This window comes from Aeromonas sp. Lyrl_2, assembly GCF_051948815.1.
In the GTDB taxonomy this organism is placed as follows: Bacteria; Pseudomonadota; Gammaproteobacteria; order Enterobacterales; family Aeromonadaceae; genus Aeromonas; species Aeromonas veronii.
On the sequence record NZ_JAYJLJ010000015.1, the window covers coordinates 96,916 to 116,539 of the forward strand.

Consider the following 19,624-nt stretch of genomic DNA (forward strand, 5'->3'; position numbering starts at 1 on the left):
GGCTTGTTCGGGTTGGGCAGCGCTCATGCTGGCAGAAGCAACCGATTAAAAAACGGCCCACCGAAGTGGGCCGTCGAGATATCACGTCACGGGTCAGATCCCCGGTTTGCGCTCCGGGCAACGACCTATGATATCGGGCGGCAGCTCGCCGTTATCCTGCTCCAGCACCACGTCGAATCCCCACAGCTGATGCAGGTGTTTGAGCACCTCATGGCGTGAGTCGCCAAGGGGTATGCGGTTGTGGGGGACATAGCGCAAGGTAAGGGAACGATCCCCTTTTACTGCCACGTTGTAGACCTGAATATTGGGCTCCAGATTGCTGAGGTTGTACTGGGCCGACAAAGTATTACGCACCTGACGATAGCCCTCGTCATTGTGGATGGCAGAGACCTTCAGATAGTTCTTCAGATCATCGTCATCAATGGCGAACAGCTTCATATCCCGCATTACCTTCGGGCTTAAGAACTGGCTGATAAAGCTCTCATCCTTGAAGTTCTGCATGGCAAAATGCAGTGTATCCACCCAGTTGCTGCCAGCGTAATCGGGGAACCAGTATCTGTCCTCCTCGGTCGGGTTCTCGCAGATGCGGCGCAGGTCGGTAAACATGGCAAACCCCAGCGCATAGGGGTTGATCCCCGAGTAGTAGCGACTGTTGTAAGCGGGTTGATAGACCACGTTGGTGTGGCTGTGCAGCACCTCCATCATGAAGCGATCGCTCAGCTTGCCCTCGTCATAGAGGTGATTGAGGATGGTGTAGTGCCAGAAGGTGGCCCACCCCTCGTTCATCACCTGGGTCTGCTTTTGCGGATAGAAATATTGGCTGATCTTGCGCACGATGCGCACTATCTCGCGCTGCCAAGGTTCCAGCAGGGGGGCATTCTTCTCGATGAAGTAGAGAATGTTCTCCTGGGGCTCGGCGGGGTAGCGCCTGTCCTCCACCCCTGCGGCTTTATGCTGCTTAGGCAGGGTACGCCACAGCTCGTTGACCTGGGTCTGCAGGTAGTCTTCGCGCGCCTTCTGACGTCGTTTCTCCTCGGCCATCGAGATCTTCTGGGGCCGCTTGTAGCGATCCACCCCGAAGTTCATCAGGGCATGGCAGGAGTCGAGCAACTGCTCCACCGCCTCGATACCGTGCTTCTCTTCACACTGGGTGATGTAGTTCTTGGCGAACAGCAGGTAGTCGATGATGGAGGAGGCATCTGTCCAAGCTTTGAACAGATAGTTGTTCTTGAAGAAGGAGTTGTGGCCGTAGCAGGCGTGGGCCATCACCAGTGCCTGCATCGGCATGGTGTTCTCCTCCATCAGGTAGGCGATGCAGGGATCCGAGTTGATGACGATCTCGTAGGCCAGTCCCATTTGGCCGCGCTTGTAGTTGCGTTCGGTATGGATAAAGCGCTTGCCGAACGACCAGTGTTGATAGCCGATGGGCATGCCGACGCTGGAGTAGGCATCCATCATCTGCTCGGCGGTGATCACCTCGATCTGGTTGGGGTAGGTATCCAGCTTGTAGAAGCGGGCGACTCGGGCGATCTCCTGGTGATAGGTCTCCAGCAGATCGAAGTTCCAGTCTGGTCCGTCATCCAGTGGCGCTACACGTTTTTCTGTTTCGATCATGTGACCTCCTCACGCCGCTTGTTTCTTGAACAGCTCGCGGAACACCGGATAGATATCCTCGACCTTGCGAATGTGCTCCATCGCAAAGTGGGGGAACTGGCTGGCTACCGACTCATATTCGTGCCACAGGGTCTGGTGAGCACGGGTGGTGATCTCGATGTAGGAGTAGTACCGCACCCTTGGCATGATGTCCCGCGCCAGAATTTCACGGCACTGCGGTGAGTCATCAGCCCAGTTGTCACCATCCGATGCCTGCGCCGCATAGATGTTCCACTGGTTGGCGGGGTAACGCTCATTGATGATGTCATTCATCATCTTGAGGGCGCTGGATACGATGGTGCCGCCTGTCTCCTGGGAGTAGAAGAACTCGTGCTCGTCCACCTCCTTGGCCTGGGTGTGGTGGCGGATATAGACCACTTCTACGTTCTTGTAAGTCCGGCTCAGGAACAGATAGAGCAGGATATAGAAACGTTTGGCCATCTCCTTGGTGGCCTGATCCATGGAGCCCGAGACGTCCATCAGACAGAACATCACCGCCTGGCTGGAGGGGACGGGCCGTTTGACGAAGTTGTTGAATTTGAGATCGAAGGTGTCAATAAACGGCACCGCATCGATCCGTCGTTTCAGCTCCCTGATCTCCTTCTCGAGCAGGGCTATTTCGGCAAAGTGCTCGTTGGGATCGGTGGCCAGCAGGGCCAGCCGATCTTCCAGTTCGTGCAATTGGCGTTTCTTGCCTGCTTGCAGCGCCATACGCCGCGCCAGCGAATTTTGCAGCGAGCGCACCACGTTGATGTTGGCGGGCACCCCGTTTGAGGTGTAGCCCGCCCGATAGGTTTTGACCTCCATCAGCTGATTGAGCTGGGTTTTCTGCAGCCTGGGCAGCTCCAGATCTTCAAACAGCAGATCGAGATACTCATCCTTGGAGATCTGGAACACGAAATCATCGGCCCCTTCACCCTGATTGGATGCTTGTCCCTCGCCGGAACCCTGTCCGCCGCCCCCTCCTTTGGGGCGGTCAATCTTGTCGCCGGAGACGAATTGATCATTGCCGGGATGCACCATCTCCCGTTTACCGCCGTGCCCCTGATGAAAATGGGGCTCGCCGATATCCTTGGTCGGGATGCTGATGCTCTCACCCTTGTCTACGTCCTGAATGCTGCGCTTGGAGACAGCATCCGAGACCGCTTGTTTTATCTGCTTCTTGTAGCGGCGGATGAAGCGCTGCCGATTGACAGCGCTTTTGTTTTTGCCGTTGAGCCTGCGGTCGATAAAATGCGCCATAACTCCCCCTTGAACACTCAGGGTCAGGATGACTTGCGTACCCTGAGATACCATTCGGAGAGCAGTCGCACCTGTTTGCGGGTGTAGCCTTTCTCCATCATCCGTTCGACAAAGTTATCGTGCTTCTTCTGCTCCTCGGCCGAGGTTTTGCTGTTGAAGGAGATAACCGGCAGCAGCTCTTCCGTGTTGGAGAACATCTTCTTCTCGATCACGGTGCGCAGCTTCTCGTAACTGGTCCAGTTGGGGTTACGGCCTGCATTGTTGGCCCGGGCACGCAGCACGAAGTTGACGATTTCGTTACGGAAATCCTTCGGGTTGCTGATCCCGGCGGGTTTTTCAATTTTCTCCAGCTCGCTGTTGAGAGACGCTCTGTCAAACAGCTGGCCGGTTTCGGGGTCACGGTACTCCTGATCCTGGATCCAGAAGTCGGCGTAGGTGACGTAGCGATCGAAGATGTTCTGCCCGTACTCGGAGTAGGACTCGAGATAGGCGGTCTGGATCTCCTTGCCGATGAACTCCACATAGCGGGGAGTCAGATAACCCTTGATGAACTCAAGGTAGCGATCGTGCAGCTCTTGCGGGAACTGCTCGCGCTCGATCTGCTGCTCCAGCACATAGAAGAGGTGCACCGGGTTGGCGGCCACTTCCGCGTGGTCGAAGTTGAAGACGCGGGAAAGGATCTTGAACGCAAAACGGGTAGAGAGACCATTCATCCCCTCGTCCACACCGGCGTAGTCGCGATACTCCTGATAGCTCTTCGCCTTTGGATCGGTGTCTTTGAGGCTTTCGCCATCATAGACCCGCATCTTGGAGTAGATGCTGGAGTTTTCGGGTTCTTTTAGCCGTGACAACACCGAGAACTGGCCCAGCAACTCGAGGGTTCCTGGGGCGCACTTGGCCTCGGTCAGCTCGCTGTTGACCAGCAGCTTCTCGTAGATCTTCACTTCTTCGGAGACGCGCAGGCAGTAAGGCACCTTGACGATGTAGACCCGGTCGAGGAAGGCCTCGTTGTTCTTGTTGTTGCGGAACTGCTGCCACTCGGATTCGTTGGAGTGAGCCAGCAAGATGCCGTCAAAGGGGAGGGCTGAGAGCCCTTCGGTACCGTTGTAGTTCCCCTCCTGAGTTGCAGTTAACAGCGGGTGCAGCACCTTGATGGGCGCTTTGAACATCTCCACAAATTCCATCACACCCTGGTTCGCCTTGCACAGCGCACCGGAGTAGGAGTAGGCATCGGCGTCATCCTGGGCGAAGTGCTCCAGCATGCGGATGTCGACCTTGCCGACCAGTGAGGAGATGTCCTGGTTGTTGTCATCACCGGGTTCAGTCTTGGCAATGGCGATTTGATCGAGGATGGAGGGGTTGACCTTCTCCACCTTGAACTTGGTGATGTCGCCGCCAAACTCGTGCAGGCGTTTGGCCACCCAGGGGGACATGATGGGACGCAGGTAACGGCGCGGGATGCCGTACTCTTTTTCCAGGATCTCCCCATCCTCTTCGATATCGAACAGGCAGAAGGGGTGATCATTGACTGGTGAGCCCTTGATGCGATAGATGGGCACCTTCTGCATCAGGGATTTGAGTTTCTCTGCCAGCGAGGATTTACCGCCGCCAACGGGGCCCAGCAGATAGAGGATCTGTTTCTTCTCCTCCAGCCCTTGGGCGGAGTGTTTGAGGTAGGAGACGATCTGTTCGATGGCCTCTTCCATCCCGTAGAAATCCTTGAAGGCGGGATAGCGTGCCACGACGCGGTTGGAGAAGAGTCGGCTCAGTCTGGGGTTGGCTGAGGTGTCTACCATCTCCGGCTCACCGATGGCGGTCAGCAGACGTTCGGCTGCGGAGGCGTAGCAGGCTTTGTCCTGCTTACACATATCCAGGAACTCCTGGATGGTATATTCCTCTTCTCTCGCTTTTTCATATCGCTGTTGGTAATGCTCGAATATGCCCATAACTTTGCCCTCGTTATAGTCGCTTACCCTGAAAAAAGTGGATGACTGCTTTTGTGTTGTGCGCTTTTAAAGCCTAGTCAACAGACTCCAGTAATCCATCACGGTTGATAGGTTAAATTCTGAAGAAACCTGCCCGATCCTTTGCGGGGAGGGTCAGTCAACAACACCGCTATGTTACTGACTGTTAAATTATTTTTGCCACGATAGTGAGGTAAATGTCAAAGACATAAAAAATAAATGTTTATGGGAAAGAGGGAACTTATTGCGAAAAGATTAAGGGGTTTGACGAAAGTCAATGGGGCTGCGGGTTGGCGGGGTTATGGATGAGAATGTCATTACGTGAACGTCAACGTAAATCACCTTGTTTGGAATTTTAGCTCTAATTTTTACATTGACGCTACATTTTGAGTGCCCTAGATTGGCGATGTGTGAGCAGCAAGACGCTTTAGCAAGAGAGTTGACTGTTGCCTCACCAAGCTCTGTTTAAGCACGTTTCCGTTGGCTTGACCCTCGCAACCGCGAGGGTCTTCTTTTTCTGCGTCTGTAAACGCTTGTTTCTGCTGGTGGCTATTGACGCCGCCAGCACTCATCTATCAAGGGTAGGCTTGTTGCACTGCCGCCAGGACGCGGGCAAACGGGTGGGCGGCCAATTGGCCTGCGCCCGCCAGCGATTTGGCCTTAACCCGGCTGGTCAACGGTGTGGCGATACCGCACAAGAAGCGGGCCAGAACACGAGCATCCACGAAACCGGTTTTGGTAATCAGCGGATCGCACCAGGCGCGGATCCCCGCCTCGTTTGGCATGGTCAGTGAGGGCAGGGGCGGGAGATGCGCCACCTCGCCGCGACAAACCGAACAGTGGCCACAATGAACCGGCGCCACCTCATCGGCAAAATAGCGGGCGAGGCGGTGGCTCAGGCACTCACTTGAGGTGAAAAAGTCGAGCATGGCTTGCAGTCTGGCCAGCTCGCTCTGCTCTTTTTGCAGGAACAGGGCATGCAGGGCATTTGCTTCCTGCTCGTTGTCCCATTCCTGACGGGTGATCCGGTAGACCTCGGTCATCTGTTTGCTTTCAAGCTCGATCCAGCCTTGCTGCTGCAGGTAGTCGAGCGCCGCAACGGCCCGCTGCCGCTCCCCCTGATAGCCCTGCCAGAGGGCGTCAAAGTCCATGGTGCACCAGCTGCGCGCTTGCGGGGCACAGGCGAACAGCTGCTCCAGAAACTGGCGGCGTTTCGGATTGAAGCGGCTCACTATCTCGCCTTTATCCAGCACAAACTTGAAGCGGTAGTCGGCGTAGTAGCTGTAGGCCGGGGTGATGATGCCCGCCATCTCCAGATAGACCAGCAGGGTTTTAAGGGGCAACTGGCGGATATTGGTGTCGTTGGATAGGCGCAGCAGGGTGAATTCCCACTCGTTCCCGCTCTGCTTGATGATGGCAAGCAGCTGGAGGATGGCACTCAAATCCGGCGTATCGCCGTAGACGAAGTTCTCCAACACCGGCAGCTGGCTCTGGTTGGCCAGCACGATACAGCGCGATGGTTGGTCATCCCGTCCGGCGCGGCCAATCTCCTGGCTGTAGTTCTCGATAGATTTGGGCAGATCGTAGTGAATGACCCGCCGGATATCCGCTTTGTCGATCCCCATGCCAAAGGCGATGGTGGCGACGATGCAATCCACCTTGCCCGCCATGAAGTCGTGCTGGATCTGGCTGCGCAGCGCCGAGTCGAGCCCGGCATGATAGGCGCGGGCGTTGATCCCTTCTCTAATGAGTTGCTCGGCACAGGCTTCTGCGGTGTGTTGCAAGGTGACGTAGACGATGGTGGGGGCCGCCGGAGCGTTGGCCAGCTCCTGTGCGAGCCAGCTATCCCGCGCGTCGGGCGCCAGGGGAATGACCGCCAGATCAAGATTGGGGCGGTAGAAACCTGTGACCACGACCCCCTCCGGCGCGATGCCGAATTTGGTCTGCATATCCTGAATAACCGCCGGTGTGGCGGTGGCGGTGAGCAGCAGCACCTGCGGGATCTTCAGGTCATGGCGATAGCTCGGCAGCTTGAGGTAGTCGGGGCGAAAGTTGTGGCCCCACTCCGAGATACAGTGCGCCTCATCGACGACCAGCAGCGAGAGCGGCACTTGCTGGATAAAACGGCGAAAACGCTCGTTCTTGAGTCGCTCCACCGAGATCATCAGGATCTTGAGCTGGCCATCCAGCGCCTGCTGCATCACTCGTCGGCTCTCCTCCGGGCTCTGGCTCGAGTCGAGGGTGGCCGCGCTTATTCCCTTGCTTTTAAGGAAGGCGAGTTGATCGTGCATCAGCGCCAGCAGCGGCGAGATCACCAGGGTCAGGTGAGGCAGGGCGAGGGCAGGCAGTTGATAACAGAGCGACTTGCCGGAGCCGGTGGGAAAGATGGCGGCGGCACTCTGACCTACCAGCACCCGGCTGATCACTGCCTCCTGACCAGGTCTGAGTGCGGAGAAACCAAAATATTGGTTGAGCAGGGATGGGATCATGGCAAGGCTCCGCGGCAAATGGGGGATGATAGCACAGCGATGCCGGTCACGGGTGACGCAGGAATGGTCGTGAGGGTGAGGGCAGAGAGTGTCGATAAAACGTACAAAGATGGGTGGTTGCGCTGTAGTTAAGGTTTTGTTGCGGTTTTTTGTGATGGAAACGGGATATTTTTTGGTGAGTCTCTGGAAAAAAAAGATGGCGAATGGGATATTCCGTCATGCAATCCGGTGACTGGCGGATCGGCCCGACAGAAGGCTGGCCACAGACACCACATTCGGGCGACAGGGGTCTCCCGATGAGTAATTGCAGACAGGACTCATGATTCATGCACTACGGTGCTTAGGGACTTTTTTGATGACACAACAACACCCCCTCCTTCGGCTGGTTAATAGCACCAGTCTGGTCAGCCAGATCCTGGTTGGTCTGGTATTCGGTATCTTGCTGGCACTGTTTGCGCCCGAGTGGGCGAAAACGGCAGGTCTGCTCGGCAGTCTGTTTGTTGGCGCACTGAAAGCAGTAGCCCCGCTGCTGGTATTCGTACTGGTGATGGCGGCCATCATTGGTCACAAGCAGGGTCAGAAGACCAATATTCGCCCGCTGCTGGCGCTCTACCTGTTTGGTACCTTCTCTGCGGCCGTGGTCGCGGTGATTGCCAGCTTCCTGTTCCCCTCCAACCTCCATCTGGTGGCCAATACTGCCGAGATCACCCCGCCAGGCGGGATCACTGAGGTGCTGCAGACCCTGCTGTTCAACGTGGTGACCAACCCGGTCAAGGCGCTGATGGATGCCAACTATATCGGGATCTTGGCGTGGGCTATCGGTCTGGGTATCGCCATGCGCCATGCCAACGAGAGCACCAAGGCGCTGATCACTGACCTGTCTCACGGTGTCTCCGCCATCGTGAAAGCGGTGATCCGCTGTGCCCCGCTCGGGATCCTGGGTCTGGTTGCCTCCACGCTGGCAGAGACCGGCTTCGATGCCCTGTTTGGCTATGCCCAACTGCTGGTGGTGCTGATCGGCTGCATGCTGTTTATCGCCTTTGTGGTCAACCCGTTGATCGTCTTCTGGAAGATCAAGCGCAACCCTTATCCGCTGGTGCTGACTTGCCTCAAAGAGAGCGGCGTGACCGCCTTCTTTACCCGCAGCTCTGCCGCCAACATCCCGGTCAACATGGCGCTGTGTGAAAAACTGCGCCTGCCCAAAGATACCTACGCTGTCTCCATCCCGCTGGGTGCCACCATCAACATGGCGGGTGCGGCCATCACCATCACTGTGCTGGCCATGGCGGCGGTACATACCCTGGGGATGGAAGTGGACATGGCAACGGCCATTCTGCTCTCCGTGGTCGCCACCATCAGTGCCTGTGGCGCGTCCGGTGTCGCTGGTGGCTCTTTGCTGCTGATCCCGTTGGCCTGCAGTCTGTTTGGTATCAGCAACGACATCGCCATGCAGGTAGTAGCCGTCGGCTTTATCATCGGCGTGTTGCAGGATTCTGCTGAGACAGCACTGAACAGCTCCACCGACGTGCTGTTCACCGCCGCTGCTTGCATGGCCGAAGATGAAACCCTGCTGGAGCCGGCGCCGCTGCCAAGCAGCGAGGCGTGATTCGGTTTGCTTGCGAATTCGATTTCTAGCCCCTCTCTGTGAGGGGCTTTTTATATCAGCGTGCCTAAATGTGTTGAGGAGATGAGTGCGCAAGAAAACATTCATTTTGATGAAATGTTTGGTTACAAATAGCCGACAGACAGTGCGGGTGCAGCCCCGTTAAAATAGCTGCGGAATAATGAGGTTCAGGCTAAAAAACGAGATTAAATAATGAAAAAAACTACGCTTTCGTGGGCAATTATTGCTGCATTAGGTTTGGTTGGTTGCGGTGGTGGTGGCGGAGATAGTGGTGGTGGTGGTACCACGCCACCGGAGCCGCAACCGAGGGCGCTGCCGGTGGCTGGTGTTTATCTCCCCGTCCTGATGGACGCTCAGGGGCAGTTAATCAACCGTCCGGTCAACGACAGTTATCGTGCGGTCGGTTTTGTCTATCCGGCGTCCACAGAGGGCACGGGTTGGGCGATGAACATTGCTGAGAAAAGAAGTGCCACAGTCAGCACTTATACCTTCCCTCAAGGCTTCTCTTCTCTGAATAAAGGTGAGGGTTACCCACTGACGTTGTCGTTGCTGGTGAACAAAAGCCAACCCAGTACCTTCGACTCGGCTGAGCAAAAGTCCAATACCAATGTCGATGGGTTGGTCAAGGTGGCGTCTGTGCCAGATGCGGCGGGAAGCAGCCAGTCACTCTGGGTACTCGATTATCGACCCGTCAAAGCCAAAATCGATTCTGCACTCACTATTCAGAATTGGGGCGGCCAAGTGGCATTGCAGCCGATGGTCACTGCGCCTATCAACGCGGACTCCTGGTACAACCTTGGGGAGAGTGCACTGTTTCAAGATTTCAAAACTGAGCGCAGCAACAATGGCTTGGGGATCAAGCTGACCATCCTGTTTAAAGAAGGGTGTTCTGTAAGCGGTGAGACAGAGGCCAACACTCAAGGTTTGAACAAGCTGACGTTGACTGGTTGGAACAATCGGTCATGCAGTTTCAATACCTTGACAGGGCCTGCTGATATCAAAGAGGGAAAAATTTATGAGGGGCTCTGGGAAACAAAGATGCGCGATTTTGCCAATCGCAACGCCAGTGTCACCGCATATCTGACCATGAAACCAGGTAGCAATGGTCAGAAAGACACCCTGGTGCTCGGTATTCCGGAAATCACCGGTATCACGCCGTTCCTGTTGGAAGCGCAACCACTCTAATCAGCCAGAGATAGTGCGTGTTTATCAAGAGATGCCAGTCGTTTACCCGACTGGCATTTTTGTTGGTCGAGGTTCGGTGCGAAGCCCTGAAACATCATGATGTGGTTGCCGGATAAGGGTTGTTTCCTTGGTTGTTGTGTGAGTTCAGGTGCTGTCGCTGCAATAACTGCGTGATGAGTGGCAAGACTATTCAGGACGGGACAAATGCAATAAAAAAAGCCAGCCGACTATTCGGCTGGCTTTTTGCTATCAGCGGTAGGTGGAGGATTAACCAACCAGTTGATAGAGGATGGCGGAGATGGCGATCATCCCCATCACAGCGACAAATACGTTGCTGATATGACCCTGATACTTCGCCATGGCCGGTACGCGCTTGATGGCGTACATCGGCATGATGAACAGGATGGTAGCGATGATCGGGCCGCCCAAGGATTCAATCATGCCCAGGATGGAGGGGTTGGCAATGGCAGTGCCCCACAGGGTCAGGATGAAGAAGGCGATGATGAACATCTCGACTTTCTTGGCGTTCGGCTCTTTGCCGGACTTGCGCATGTTCTGCACGATCATCCCCTTCAGACCTTCACGGGCACCCAGATAGTGGCCGAAGAAGGAGGAGACGATGGCCACGAACGCAACCAGCGGACCGAAGTAGGAGATGATAGGGCTGGCATGCTGGTTGGCCAGATAGGAGAGCACGGCGATGTTCTGAGCCTTGGCTTCTGCCAGCTGAGCCGGAGTCAGGCTCATGACGCAAGAGAAGACGAAGAACATCACGAAGCCCAGCAGCACCATGGCGGTACGCTTGAGGATGGCATCGGCTTTCTCGACAGCCTGATCACCGTGGTCGCGGCGCTGGGCCAGAGAGAAGCTGGAGATGGCCGGGCTGTGGTTGAAGGAGAAGACCAGTACCGGGATGGTCAGCCACAGGGTAGTGGCGAAATCCTTGGCAGAGGGCACTTGCTCCAGCGCGGCACCGGTCCAGTCCGGGATCAGGTACAAAGAGATACCGGCCAGAATGGCGATCAGCGGATAAACCAGCAGCTCGGTCACTTTCAGCATCAGCTTTTCACCGGCCAGCATCACCGACATCATGCCCATGATCAGCACGATGGAGAGGATCCAGCGCGGCGGGGCACTCATCTGCAGCTGGTTGACCATGAAGCTTTCCACGGTGTTGGTGATACCCACGCCGTAGATCAGCACGATGGGGTAGATGGCGAAGAAGTAGAGCAGGGTGATTAATTTACCGGCACCCACGCCAAAGTGCTCTTCCACCACTTCGGTGATGTCTGCATTTGGCTTTTTGGAGGAAAGGACGAAGCGGGCCAGACCACGGTGGGCCAGATAGGTCATGGGACCTACCAGCAGCGCCATGACGACCAGCGGCCAGAAACCGCCCATACCCGCGTTGATAGGCAGGAACAGGATCCCCGCGCCAACCGCGGTCCCGAACAGACTGATGACCCAGGTAGAGTCGCGTTTTTCCCAACGAGTGGTTTGAGTAGAGCGGATCCCTTGCTCTGTTGACGCCGCAACTCCCTGCGTGCCAGTGACTGTGTTTGACATCTATCTCACCCCGAATGTGTGGTTCTTATTAAGTCGGCGCAAGGATACGGTTTTTCTAATCAAAAATGTTGATCAAATTCATCTTTACGGCACGAAAAACCGCACTTTCTTATGGAAATGTGATCAAAACAAGAAAAATTCAATTATTGTTTATCAATTGACACGTTATTTTAGTGTTAATGATTAAATCTCGCTCAGCCAAATGTAGGTAAATTGTTATTTTGCGAGGTGCTGGGCTAGCTGGTTGATCATGCTGGCGGTAGCCCCCCAGATAAAGTGCTGTTGCCAGGGGATCCAGTAGATGGTGTGTGCTTTCCCCCCTCTGGAAAGGGTCAGGGGGATGTGGTTGCGCCGATCCAGCAGATGGGTCAGCGGCACTTCGAAGGCGTGATCCACCTCATCCGGACTCAGGATGAGGGGATAGTTGCCATCGAGCAGCCCCAGCACCGGCAGTACCTCGAATCGTGACACTGTATTGAGCGGGTTGAGGGTGCCGATCACTTCAATCAGCCGGGCCGGAATGCCGAGCTCCTCTTCGGTCTCCCGCAGCGCCGTGGCAATCAGGTTTTCGTCGCCGGGATCCTGTCGCCCGCCGGGGAAGCTGATCTGCCCCCCATGATGACGTAGCCGTGGGCTGCGCCGAGTCAGTAACACGCTGAGCCCCTCATCGCGCATCACCACCGGGATCAATACCGCAGCCGGACTGAGCCCACCAATGGCGAGGCGATGGGCCGGGGCGGGTCGCTGCAACTGGAAGCGGGTCAGCAGTTCGTGGCGATCCATGGCGGGGAGCTCTCCTGTGTGTTGCCTTGATGGTGGGGAGGGTTACAGCGCCGAGAGGGGCGGAAGGATGCGGGCGACTTTGTCATAAGTCTCCTGATATTCGCTGTCGGCATCGGAGTCGGCGATGATGCCCCCACCGGCCCAGCAGTGCAGGCGACCCGCTTCGGCGATCAAAGTGCGAATGCAGATACTGGTGTCCATCCGGCCATGCTGGCTGAGGTAGCCGATGCTGCCGCAATAGGCATTGCGGCGCTGTGGCTCAAGCTCTTCGATGATCTCCATGGCGCGGATCTTGGGGGCGCCGGTGATGGAGCCACCCGGGAAACAGGCCCGCAGCAGATCGACTCCTTGCCAGCGTGCATCCAGCTCACCATGGATGGTGGAGACCAGATGATGTACCGCCGGAAACGACTCCACCGCAAAGAGATGAGGCACGCTGACCGAGCCTGGCCGGCTGACCCGACCGATATCGTTGCGCAGCAGATCAACGATCATCAGATTCTCTGATCTGTCCTTGTCCGCCTGCGCCAGTTCCTGCGCGACTTGTCGATCGGTGGCTGGATCGGGGTGGCGAGGGCGAGTGCCTTTGATGGGTTTGGTTTCGATATGACGGCCATCGAGCAGCAGGAACCGCTCGGGAGAGAGGCTCAGCAGCGCGCTCTCCGGCAGGCGGATAAAGGCAGAGAAGGGGGCCTTGTTGGCGGTTGCCAGCAGGCAGTAGGCCTGCCACTCATCCCCCTGATAGGGGGCGCTGAAACGCTGGGTCAGGTTGATCTGGTAGCAATCCCCTGCGGCAAGGTATTCCTGAATGCGGGCAAACTTCTCGCCATACTCGGCACGGCTCATATTGCTCTGCCACGCCCCCAGCAAGGCAAAAGCGGGGGCCGGTTTGGCCTGCTGCTGCTCAAGCCAGGCCAGCCGCTTGGCAAGGCCTGCTTCATCCCCCCAGTGCACCAGCTGCCAGTCGCCGGTCGCCACATTGCGCAGCAGCGCCCAGTCGTAGATGCCCACCGCCATGTCTGGCACCGCGATATCGGCGGCGGCCTGCACCGGCAGTCGTTCGAAGCGACGGCCCAGATCATAGCCAAACAGGCCGAGGGCGCCGCCAATAAAGGGTAGGTGAGTGGCACACAGATCCAGCTCCCCCAGCAGCTGTTGCTGGGTATGGGCCAGCAGGGCGAGGGGATCTTCGTGGTGTTTGCTGATATTCGCCCCGACACGCAGAGTGGTCACCTCGCCGCGGGTTTCGAGGGTCGCCAGCGGATCGGCAGTGATGATATCAAAGCTGTTATCGGCGCCGAGTGGCCCCGCCGATTCCAGCAACATGGCCCACGGCTGATGTTGCAGGCGGGCAAAAAGCTGATGGAGTTCAGCACTATGGTCTAGATGATGGATATGAAGTGTTGGCGTCATTTTATGTTACACAGGCAACAGTTTGGTTCCCGAACCCTAGTCGGTGCTGGTGGGCAAGCGTATCATAGGTGTCGGTGACTTAAGAAAAAACTGCCGTGTCGTTCGCTTTTTGCTGGTTGATAGTTTTTAGCCAGCACGTCAGCACGGCCCATCATATGGAAGCCCTTGCCCTGCTCCGTGGCAGAGACAAGGACCAGTGAGGATGATATGAGCATTATAAAAAAACAGGATTTCATCGATTCTATCGCAGATGCCCTCCAGTACATCTCCTATTACCACCCGTTGGATTTTGTTCAGGCTGCCAAAGCGGCGTATGACCGCGAGGCCAACCCGGCCGCCAAAGATGCGCTGGCCCAGATCCTGATCAACTCCCGCATGTCCGCCGAAGGTCATCGTCCGCTCTGCCAGGACACCGGCATCGTGACCTGTTTCGTCAAGATTGGCATGCAAGTCCAGTGGGACAGCGACATGACGGTGCAGGAGATGGTGGACGAAGGGACCCGTCGTGCCTACACCAATCCTGACAACCCGCTGCGCGCCTCCGTGCTGGCCGATCCGGCTGGCAGTCGCAAGAATACCAAAGACAACGCCCCTGCCGTGGTCCATATCGACATGATCCCCGGCAACAAGGTGGAAGTGAGCATCGCGGCCAAAGGCGGCGGCTCCGAGAACAAATCCAAGATGGTGATGCTCAACCCCTCTGACGATATCGTCGAGTGGGTGCTGAAAACCGTGCCGACCATGGGCGCAGGCTGGTGCCCACCCGGCATGCTGGGCATCGGCATCGGCGGTACCGCCGAGAAAGCGGCGGTGCTGGCCAAAGAGGCCTTGATGGAGCATATCGACATTCAGGAGCTGATCGCCCGTGGCCCGCAAACCACCGAAGAGAAGCTGCGGGTCGAGCTCTACGACAAGGTCAACAAGCTGGGGATCGGTGCCCAGGGTTTGGGTGGTCTGACTACCGTGCTGGATGTGAAGGTGAAATCTGCGCCGACTCATGCCGCCTCCAAGCCGGTGGTGATGATCCCCAACTGCGCCGCGACCCGCCACGTTCACTTCGAGCTGGATGGTTCAGGCCCTGCCGAACTGACTCCGCCGAAACTGAGCGACTGGCCGGAGATCACCCGTGAAGCGGGTGGCAACGTGCGCCGCGTCAACGTCGATGGCATCACCAAGGCCGAACTGGCCAGCTGGAAGAGCGGTGATACCGTGCTGCTCTCCGGCAAGATCCTCACAGGTCGCGACGCCGCCCACAAGCGTATCGCCGACATGCTGAAAAATGGCGAAGGGCTGCCTGAAGGGGTCGATTTCACCAACCGCTTTATCTATTACGTTGGCCCGGTTGATGCGGTGCGTGACGAAGTAGTTGGCCCGGCAGGCCCCACCACCTCCACCCGGATGGACAAGTTCACCGACATGATGCTGGGTGAAACCGGCCTGATCGGCATGATCGGCAAATCCGAGCGAGGCCCGAAAACCGTCGAGAGTATCAAGCAGCACAAGGCTGTTTATCTGATGGCCGTTGGTGGCGCCGCCTATCTGGTGGCCAAGGCGATCAAGAAGGCGCGCGTGGTAGCCTTTGCCGATCTCGGCATGGAAGCGATCTACGAGTTTGAAGTGGAAGATATGCCGGTGACCGTAGCGGTCGACTCCGAAGGCAACAATATCCACGAAACCGGCCCGGCCTACTGGTCTGCCAAGATTGCCGAGCTGGATGGCAAGCTCTCCTCCTGAGTGACCGTTTCCGCTGCCGGTTAACGGTATCGGCCCTGTAAAGAAGGCGCGTCCATCCGGATGCGCCTTTTTACTTTGGCTGGCCTGTTATGGGCTCAAGTTGGCCGTTTGCGGCAAGCGGGTATAAAAAAGTATGGCGTGACGCCATCCTTTTTCGTTGTGCTTGTGCTCTGGCAGCAGACAGCAGAGCAATCGCCCTTGGCTTAGGCCTTTTTCAGGTAGGCAGCAACCAGTACGATCTGCACGCCATTGACCTTGCCTTCGATATGAAGCGGGTTGTTGGTCAGACGGATGCCCTTGACCAGGGTGCCGCGCTTGGCGGTGAAACCGGCGCCTTTCACGTCCAGATCCTTGATCAGGGTGACGGAGTCGCCCTCTTGCAGCACGGCGCCGTTGGAGTCAACGGTCGGTACGCTGTCGTCATCTTCGTCAGCAATACCAGCTTCAGCCCAGGTCTTGGCTTCGTCTTCCATGTACATCATGTCCAGCAGATCCTGAGCCCACACCTCACCCTTGCCGGAGAGAGCTTTGAGCTGGCGCCATGCCATCACCTGCACCGCAGGCACCTGGCTCCACATGCTGTCACTCAGGCAACGCCAGTGGTTGACCACCAGAGTATCCGGTTGTTCCAGCTGACCACGGCAGGTGTCACAGATAGCAACGCTGTGATCATCGTCGCTGGCGGGGGAGTGAGGCACCACGAAGGCGGTCAGCGCCTGCTCGGCGCTGCACAGTTCACACTTGGCGCCCGCGCGCGCTTGCAGAATGGCGTTGATGGTCATGTTGTTGGTCCCATAGCTAGTGGTAAAGCGACCCGCGTTGGGCGGGGCGCGTGAAAGAGGGGGCGGAATATAGCATAAAACCCCGCACTTTGTCAGGTCTGCCCTGGCTCACAAGGTTGGCTGTGCTGTTGCGCGGCGCTGATCGCCAGGTATTGAGAGTGCAATTTGAAGCGGGATCGCTAGAATGAGCCTCCTTTTTGACTGTAAGGCAGGGGCATTCGTGCTGGCTCAACGTTTTCAACACCTGGATCGACTGCTCACCCGCTACCGACGCTGGTGGCAGTATCAGCCATATCATCATCTGACCATGGCCTTTGCCGATGAGGCGCCCGAACTGGCGGCGAAGCTCAATGGGTTGACGCAGACCCAGTTGGCAGAGCTCGATGCAGATATGGGCGCCCTCAGCAGTCTGCTTGCCCCCTGGATTGCCGAGGGAGCCGAGCTGCAGCAACTTAGCCAGCTTGTCCCGTTTACCCCGGATCCCATCACCTGCAGCAAGGAGATGGCGCTGCATATGCCGGGGCGCAAGCAGGCCCAGATCGAGTCGTTCACCGCCTGTCTGCCTGCCCATCAGGGCCCCTATCTGGAGTGGTGTGCTGGCAAGGGGCATCTTGGGCGGCTGGTGTCACTTCATCGACAGGCTCCTATCCTCAGTCTGGAGTTGCAAGGGCAGCTTTGTGACGAAGGTCGGCTGCTGGCCGAGCGGGATGGCGCCAATATGACCTTTACCTGCGCCGATGCTTTTGCCCCCGAGTCGGCGGCGCTGATCGCCCCCGAACATCACGCTATGGCACTCCATGCCTGCGGCGAGCTGCACACCCATCTGCTGGAGCGGGTGGCCGAGCGCAGTGCCCGCGGAGTGACCATCTCTCCCTGTTGTTACCACCTGATCCGTACCAGCCACTATCGCCCGCTGTCAGCCGCGGCCAGCGCCAGCGAGCTGGTGTTGAGCAAGGCGGATCTCAAGTTGCCGCTACAGGAGACGGTGACTGGCGGTGCGCGGATCGCCCGCCTGCGCGAGCAGGAAGTGGTGTGGCGGCTCGGGTTTGACTGCCTGCAGCGTCAGGTGCGCGGGGTGGATGAGTATCTGCCGGTGCCCAATATGCAAAAGAGCCTGCTGACCGGCACCTTCGAGGCATTCTGCGTTTGGGCTGCAGAGCGCAAAGGGATTGTGCTGCCCGCCGGGCTCGACTACCCCGCCTGGTTGGAGCACGGGGAGCGCCGCTTTGGCGATGTCGCCCGCATGGAGCTGGTGCGTCATTTGTTTCGCCGTCCCCTCGAGATCTGGCTGGCGCTGGATCGCGCGCTCTTTTTGCAAGAGCAGGGCTATCGGGTCGAAATGGGGGAGTTTTGTGCCAAACCCATGACCCCGCGCAATATCCTGATCCGTGCCGTGCGTGCCTGACATCCGGCTATTTTGAGCATTTTTCTTGAACATTGATGATGGCTGACAGGTTGAGCCTGTCAGCCATTTTTTTCATCACGAACAATGACCGTATGGCAGGTCACCTGGCCGTCTCAACTGTTCTAAAAATGGGCGACAGATCACGCTGTGTCGTTTTCGTTTGGGTTCTTTTTCTTTGTTTCAGCTGCACTGAATATCACAAGGTGAAATGGTTCACAAATTTTGCTTATTTCTTAATTCTCATCGTGAATTTAGTTGTTGAAACACCTACTCTTGGAACGCATTAATTCAAACAAGGACGATAAACATGTTCAAACCCAAGCGTTGTGCCTGGCTGATCGCTGCCGCCTGCGCATTGCCAAGCTATGCCGCAATGAGTGCAGCCATGAATATTCAACCCGATCCGCAAAATGCGGGAGGATATGTGATTGCGGCCCCAGATCTGGCCGCTGTGGAAAAAGCCAAGACGGCCAATCCCATGTATGCAATATGGGCCAAGGCATTGGCGACCCGGTCAAATAAAATCGTTGATGCCATTGAACCGGGTCTGGCAAGCAATCCTGACAACGTAAAACGGGTTGAACGGGTATTTCCCCAATCTGAATGGGAATATTTAACCCAGATGGCAGCGCCGGAATATACTTATGTCCGCTTCTTGCGAGCCATCGGTAAATTCCCTGCGTTCTGTGGCGAATATACCGACGGTCGCGACTCTGATGCGATCTGTAAAAAATCCATTGTGACGGCTTTTGCGCACTTCTCTCAGGAGACCGGTGGCCATATTGCCAAGGAGAACGTCTCCGATAACCCGCTGGGGCTGGAGGAGTGGCAACAGGCGCTGGTGCATGTGCGGGAGATGGGCTGGTCAGAGGGACAGACCGGCTACACCACCGGCTGTGGCCAGAACGACTGGCAGAACAAGAAGTGGCCTTGCAGCACGGGTCAGGGGTACTTCGGCCGCGGCGCCAAGCAGCTCTCCTACCACTTCAACTACGGTGCCTTCTCCGAGGCGATGTTCGATGGCGATGCCTCCGTGCTGCTCAACAACCCGGGGCTGGTGGCGGACTCCTGGCTTAACCTCGCTTCTGCCATCTGGTTTTTCCTCACCCCGCAGGCCCCGAAACCGGCCATGCTGCACGTGATTGATCGCACCTGGGTACCCTCCAAACGGGAAGTGGATGCCGGTATCGGCTACGGCTTTGGTACCACCATCAACGTCATCAACGGCGGCATCGAGTGTGGCGAGCAGAACAAGGACAAGGGGCAGCCTGTCAATCGCATCCGCTACTGGGAAGGGCTGGCCAACCACTACCAGATCCCGCTCAAGGCGGATGAGAAGAACACCTGCTGGCAGCAGACTCCCTATGGCAGTCTCAATCTTAACGGCGCCACCGACGTGCTCTACACCAACTGGGATGGCAACTGGAAGTACTATCCGGATCGCCCGGGCGGTTACTCCTTTGAGTGCGAGCTGGTGGGCTTCCAGACCGCTTATTCTGCATTGGTGCCGGGTGATTACGAGAAGTGCGTGACCAACTTCTACGGCTCCCACGCCAACTGGCCGAAAGTGCGTATCGTGGACAAACTGACTCCACCGCCGGTCGAGCCGAGCGAACCCCCCATCGGTGGCAACCCGGCCTGGGAAGCGACCAAGGTCTACACCGCTGGCAGCAAGGTGAGCTACAAGGGAGCCGTCTATCAGGCCAAATGGTGGACACAGGGGGATGATCCCGCCAAAGGCGGCCCCTGGGTTGTAGTTCCTGCCAAATAAGATGGCGTAATTT

13 protein-coding genes are annotated in these 19,624 nt (G+C 57.0%); 5 read left to right on the forward strand and 8 right to left on the reverse strand.

Going from position 1 to position 19,624, the window contains the following annotated elements; genetic code table 11:
* Positions 1 to 93 precede the first annotated feature (93 nt).
* The 4 genes from VF684_RS14335 to VF684_RS14350 form a co-directional block, all read right to left on the reverse strand.
* Positions 94 to 1,614: a SpoVR family protein gene (locus tag VF684_RS14335; RefSeq protein WP_257698964.1), complete on the reverse strand. Its 1,521-nt coding sequence runs from the start codon at positions 1,612 to 1,614 to the stop codon at positions 94 to 96.
* A 9-nt stretch (positions 1,615 to 1,623) separates the two neighbouring features.
* Positions 1,624 to 2,895, reverse strand: coding sequence for a YeaH/YhbH family protein (locus VF684_RS14340; RefSeq protein WP_005360363.1), 1,272 nt, complete (start codon positions 2,893 to 2,895; stop codon positions 1,624 to 1,626).
* A gap of 23 nt (positions 2,896 to 2,918) precedes the next feature.
* Positions 2,919 to 4,841: a PrkA family serine protein kinase gene (locus VF684_RS14345; RefSeq protein ID WP_033113275.1), complete on the reverse strand. Its 1,923-nt coding sequence runs from the start codon at positions 4,839 to 4,841 to the stop codon at positions 2,919 to 2,921.
* Between the two features lie 593 nt (positions 4,842 to 5,434).
* Positions 5,435 to 7,348, reverse strand: coding sequence for a RecQ family ATP-dependent DNA helicase (locus tag VF684_RS14350; RefSeq protein WP_257725768.1), 1,914 nt, complete (start codon positions 7,346 to 7,348; stop codon positions 5,435 to 5,437).
* 355 nt (positions 7,349 to 7,703) lie between these two features.
* On the opposite strand from VF684_RS14350, the gene sstT reads away from it, so the two are divergent.
* Entirely contained in the window at positions 7,704 to 8,954 is a 1,251-nt protein-coding gene (gene sstT, locus VF684_RS14355; RefSeq protein WP_279475144.1) for a serine/threonine transporter SstT, read from the forward strand.
* Positions 8,955 to 9,164: 210 nt separating this feature from the next.
* Positions 9,165 to 10,157 (forward strand): hypothetical protein, encoded by a 993-nt coding sequence (locus VF684_RS14360; RefSeq protein WP_201913884.1) that lies wholly within the window; start codon positions 9,165 to 9,167, stop codon positions 10,155 to 10,157.
* 267 nt (positions 10,158 to 10,424) lie between these two features.
* On the opposite strand, the gene VF684_RS14365 is transcribed toward VF684_RS14360, so the two are convergent.
* The 3 genes from VF684_RS14365 to pabB all read right to left on the reverse strand — a co-directional run bounded on the left by VF684_RS14365 (position 10,425) and on the right by pabB (position 13,832).
* Positions 10,425 to 11,723 (reverse strand): serine/threonine transporter, encoded by a 1,299-nt coding sequence (locus VF684_RS14365; RefSeq protein WP_005351750.1) that lies wholly within the window; start codon positions 11,721 to 11,723, stop codon positions 10,425 to 10,427.
* 216 nt (positions 11,724 to 11,939) lie between these two features.
* Positions 11,940 to 12,506, reverse strand: coding sequence for a CoA pyrophosphatase (locus VF684_RS14370; protein ID WP_005351753.1), 567 nt, complete (start codon positions 12,504 to 12,506; stop codon positions 11,940 to 11,942).
* 42 nt (positions 12,507 to 12,548) lie between these two features.
* On the reverse strand, positions 12,549 to 13,832 hold the full coding sequence (gene pabB, locus VF684_RS14375; RefSeq protein WP_234924782.1) for an aminodeoxychorismate synthase component I: 1,284 nt from the start codon (positions 13,830 to 13,832) through the stop codon (positions 12,549 to 12,551).
* A gap of 294 nt (positions 13,833 to 14,126) precedes the next feature.
* Between pabB and VF684_RS14380 the strand changes: the two genes are divergently transcribed.
* A complete protein-coding gene (locus VF684_RS14380; protein ID WP_005351759.1) occupies positions 14,127 to 15,653 on the forward strand; it encodes a fumarate hydratase in 1,527 nt (508 codons plus the stop codon).
* 203 nt (positions 15,654 to 15,856) lie between these two features.
* Here VF684_RS14380 and VF684_RS14385 read toward each other — a convergent pair whose 3' ends face one another.
* Positions 15,857 to 16,435, reverse strand: a complete 579-nt coding sequence (locus VF684_RS14385; RefSeq protein ID WP_042083002.1) for a PhnA domain-containing protein — start codon at positions 16,433 to 16,435, stop codon at positions 15,857 to 15,859.
* Between the two features lie 184 nt (positions 16,436 to 16,619).
* Here VF684_RS14385 and VF684_RS14390 point away from each other — a divergent pair, with 184 nt between their 5' ends.
* Entirely contained in the window at positions 16,620 to 17,840 is a 1,221-nt protein-coding gene (locus VF684_RS14390; RefSeq protein WP_279475146.1) for a methyltransferase, read from the forward strand.
* 307 nt (positions 17,841 to 18,147) lie between these two features.
* Positions 18,148 to 19,611 (forward strand): chitinase, encoded by a 1,464-nt coding sequence (locus tag VF684_RS14395; protein ID WP_376898287.1) that lies wholly within the window; start codon positions 18,148 to 18,150, stop codon positions 19,609 to 19,611.
* The last annotated feature ends 13 nt before the right edge of the window (positions 19,612 to 19,624 follow it).

Excerpts from the sequence above, each read along its gene's own strand:
- pabB (WP_234924782.1), bottom strand. The coding sequence starts at position 13,832 with ATGTTGCTGGAATCGGCGGGGCCACTCGGCGCCGATAACAGCTTTGAT.
- VF684_RS14370 (WP_005351753.1), bottom strand. The coding sequence starts at position 12,506 with ATGGATCGCCACGAACTGCTGACCCGCTTCCAGTTGCAGCGACCCGCC.
- VF684_RS14380 (WP_005351759.1), top strand. The coding sequence starts at position 14,127 with ATGAGCATTATAAAAAAACAGGATTTCATCGATTCTATCGCAGATGCC.
- VF684_RS14390 (WP_279475146.1), top strand. The coding sequence starts at position 16,620 with ATGAGCCTCCTTTTTGACTGTAAGGCAGGGGCATTCGTGCTGGCTCAA.
- VF684_RS14395 (WP_376898287.1), top strand. The coding sequence starts at position 18,148 with ATGTTCAAACCCAAGCGTTGTGCCTGGCTGATCGCTGCCGCCTGCGCA.
- VF684_RS14385 (WP_042083002.1), bottom strand. The coding sequence starts at position 16,435 with ATGACCATCAACGCCATTCTGCAAGCGCGCGCGGGCGCCAAGTGTGAA.
- VF684_RS14365 (WP_005351750.1), bottom strand. The coding sequence starts at position 11,723 with ATGTCAAACACAGTCACTGGCACGCAGGGAGTTGCGGCGTCAACAGAG.
- VF684_RS14345 (WP_033113275.1), bottom strand. The coding sequence starts at position 4,841 with ATGGGCATATTCGAGCATTACCAACAGCGATATGAAAAAGCGAGAGAA.
- VF684_RS14360 (WP_201913884.1), top strand. The coding sequence starts at position 9,165 with ATGAAAAAAACTACGCTTTCGTGGGCAATTATTGCTGCATTAGGTTTG.
- VF684_RS14335 (WP_257698964.1), bottom strand. The coding sequence starts at position 1,614 with ATGATCGAAACAGAAAAACGTGTAGCGCCACTGGATGACGGACCAGAC.
- sstT (WP_279475144.1), top strand. The coding sequence starts at position 7,704 with ATGACACAACAACACCCCCTCCTTCGGCTGGTTAATAGCACCAGTCTG.
- VF684_RS14350 (WP_257725768.1), bottom strand. The coding sequence starts at position 7,348 with ATGATCCCATCCCTGCTCAACCAATATTTTGGTTTCTCCGCACTCAGA.
- VF684_RS14340 (WP_005360363.1), bottom strand. The coding sequence starts at position 2,895 with ATGGCGCATTTTATCGACCGCAGGCTCAACGGCAAAAACAAAAGCGCT.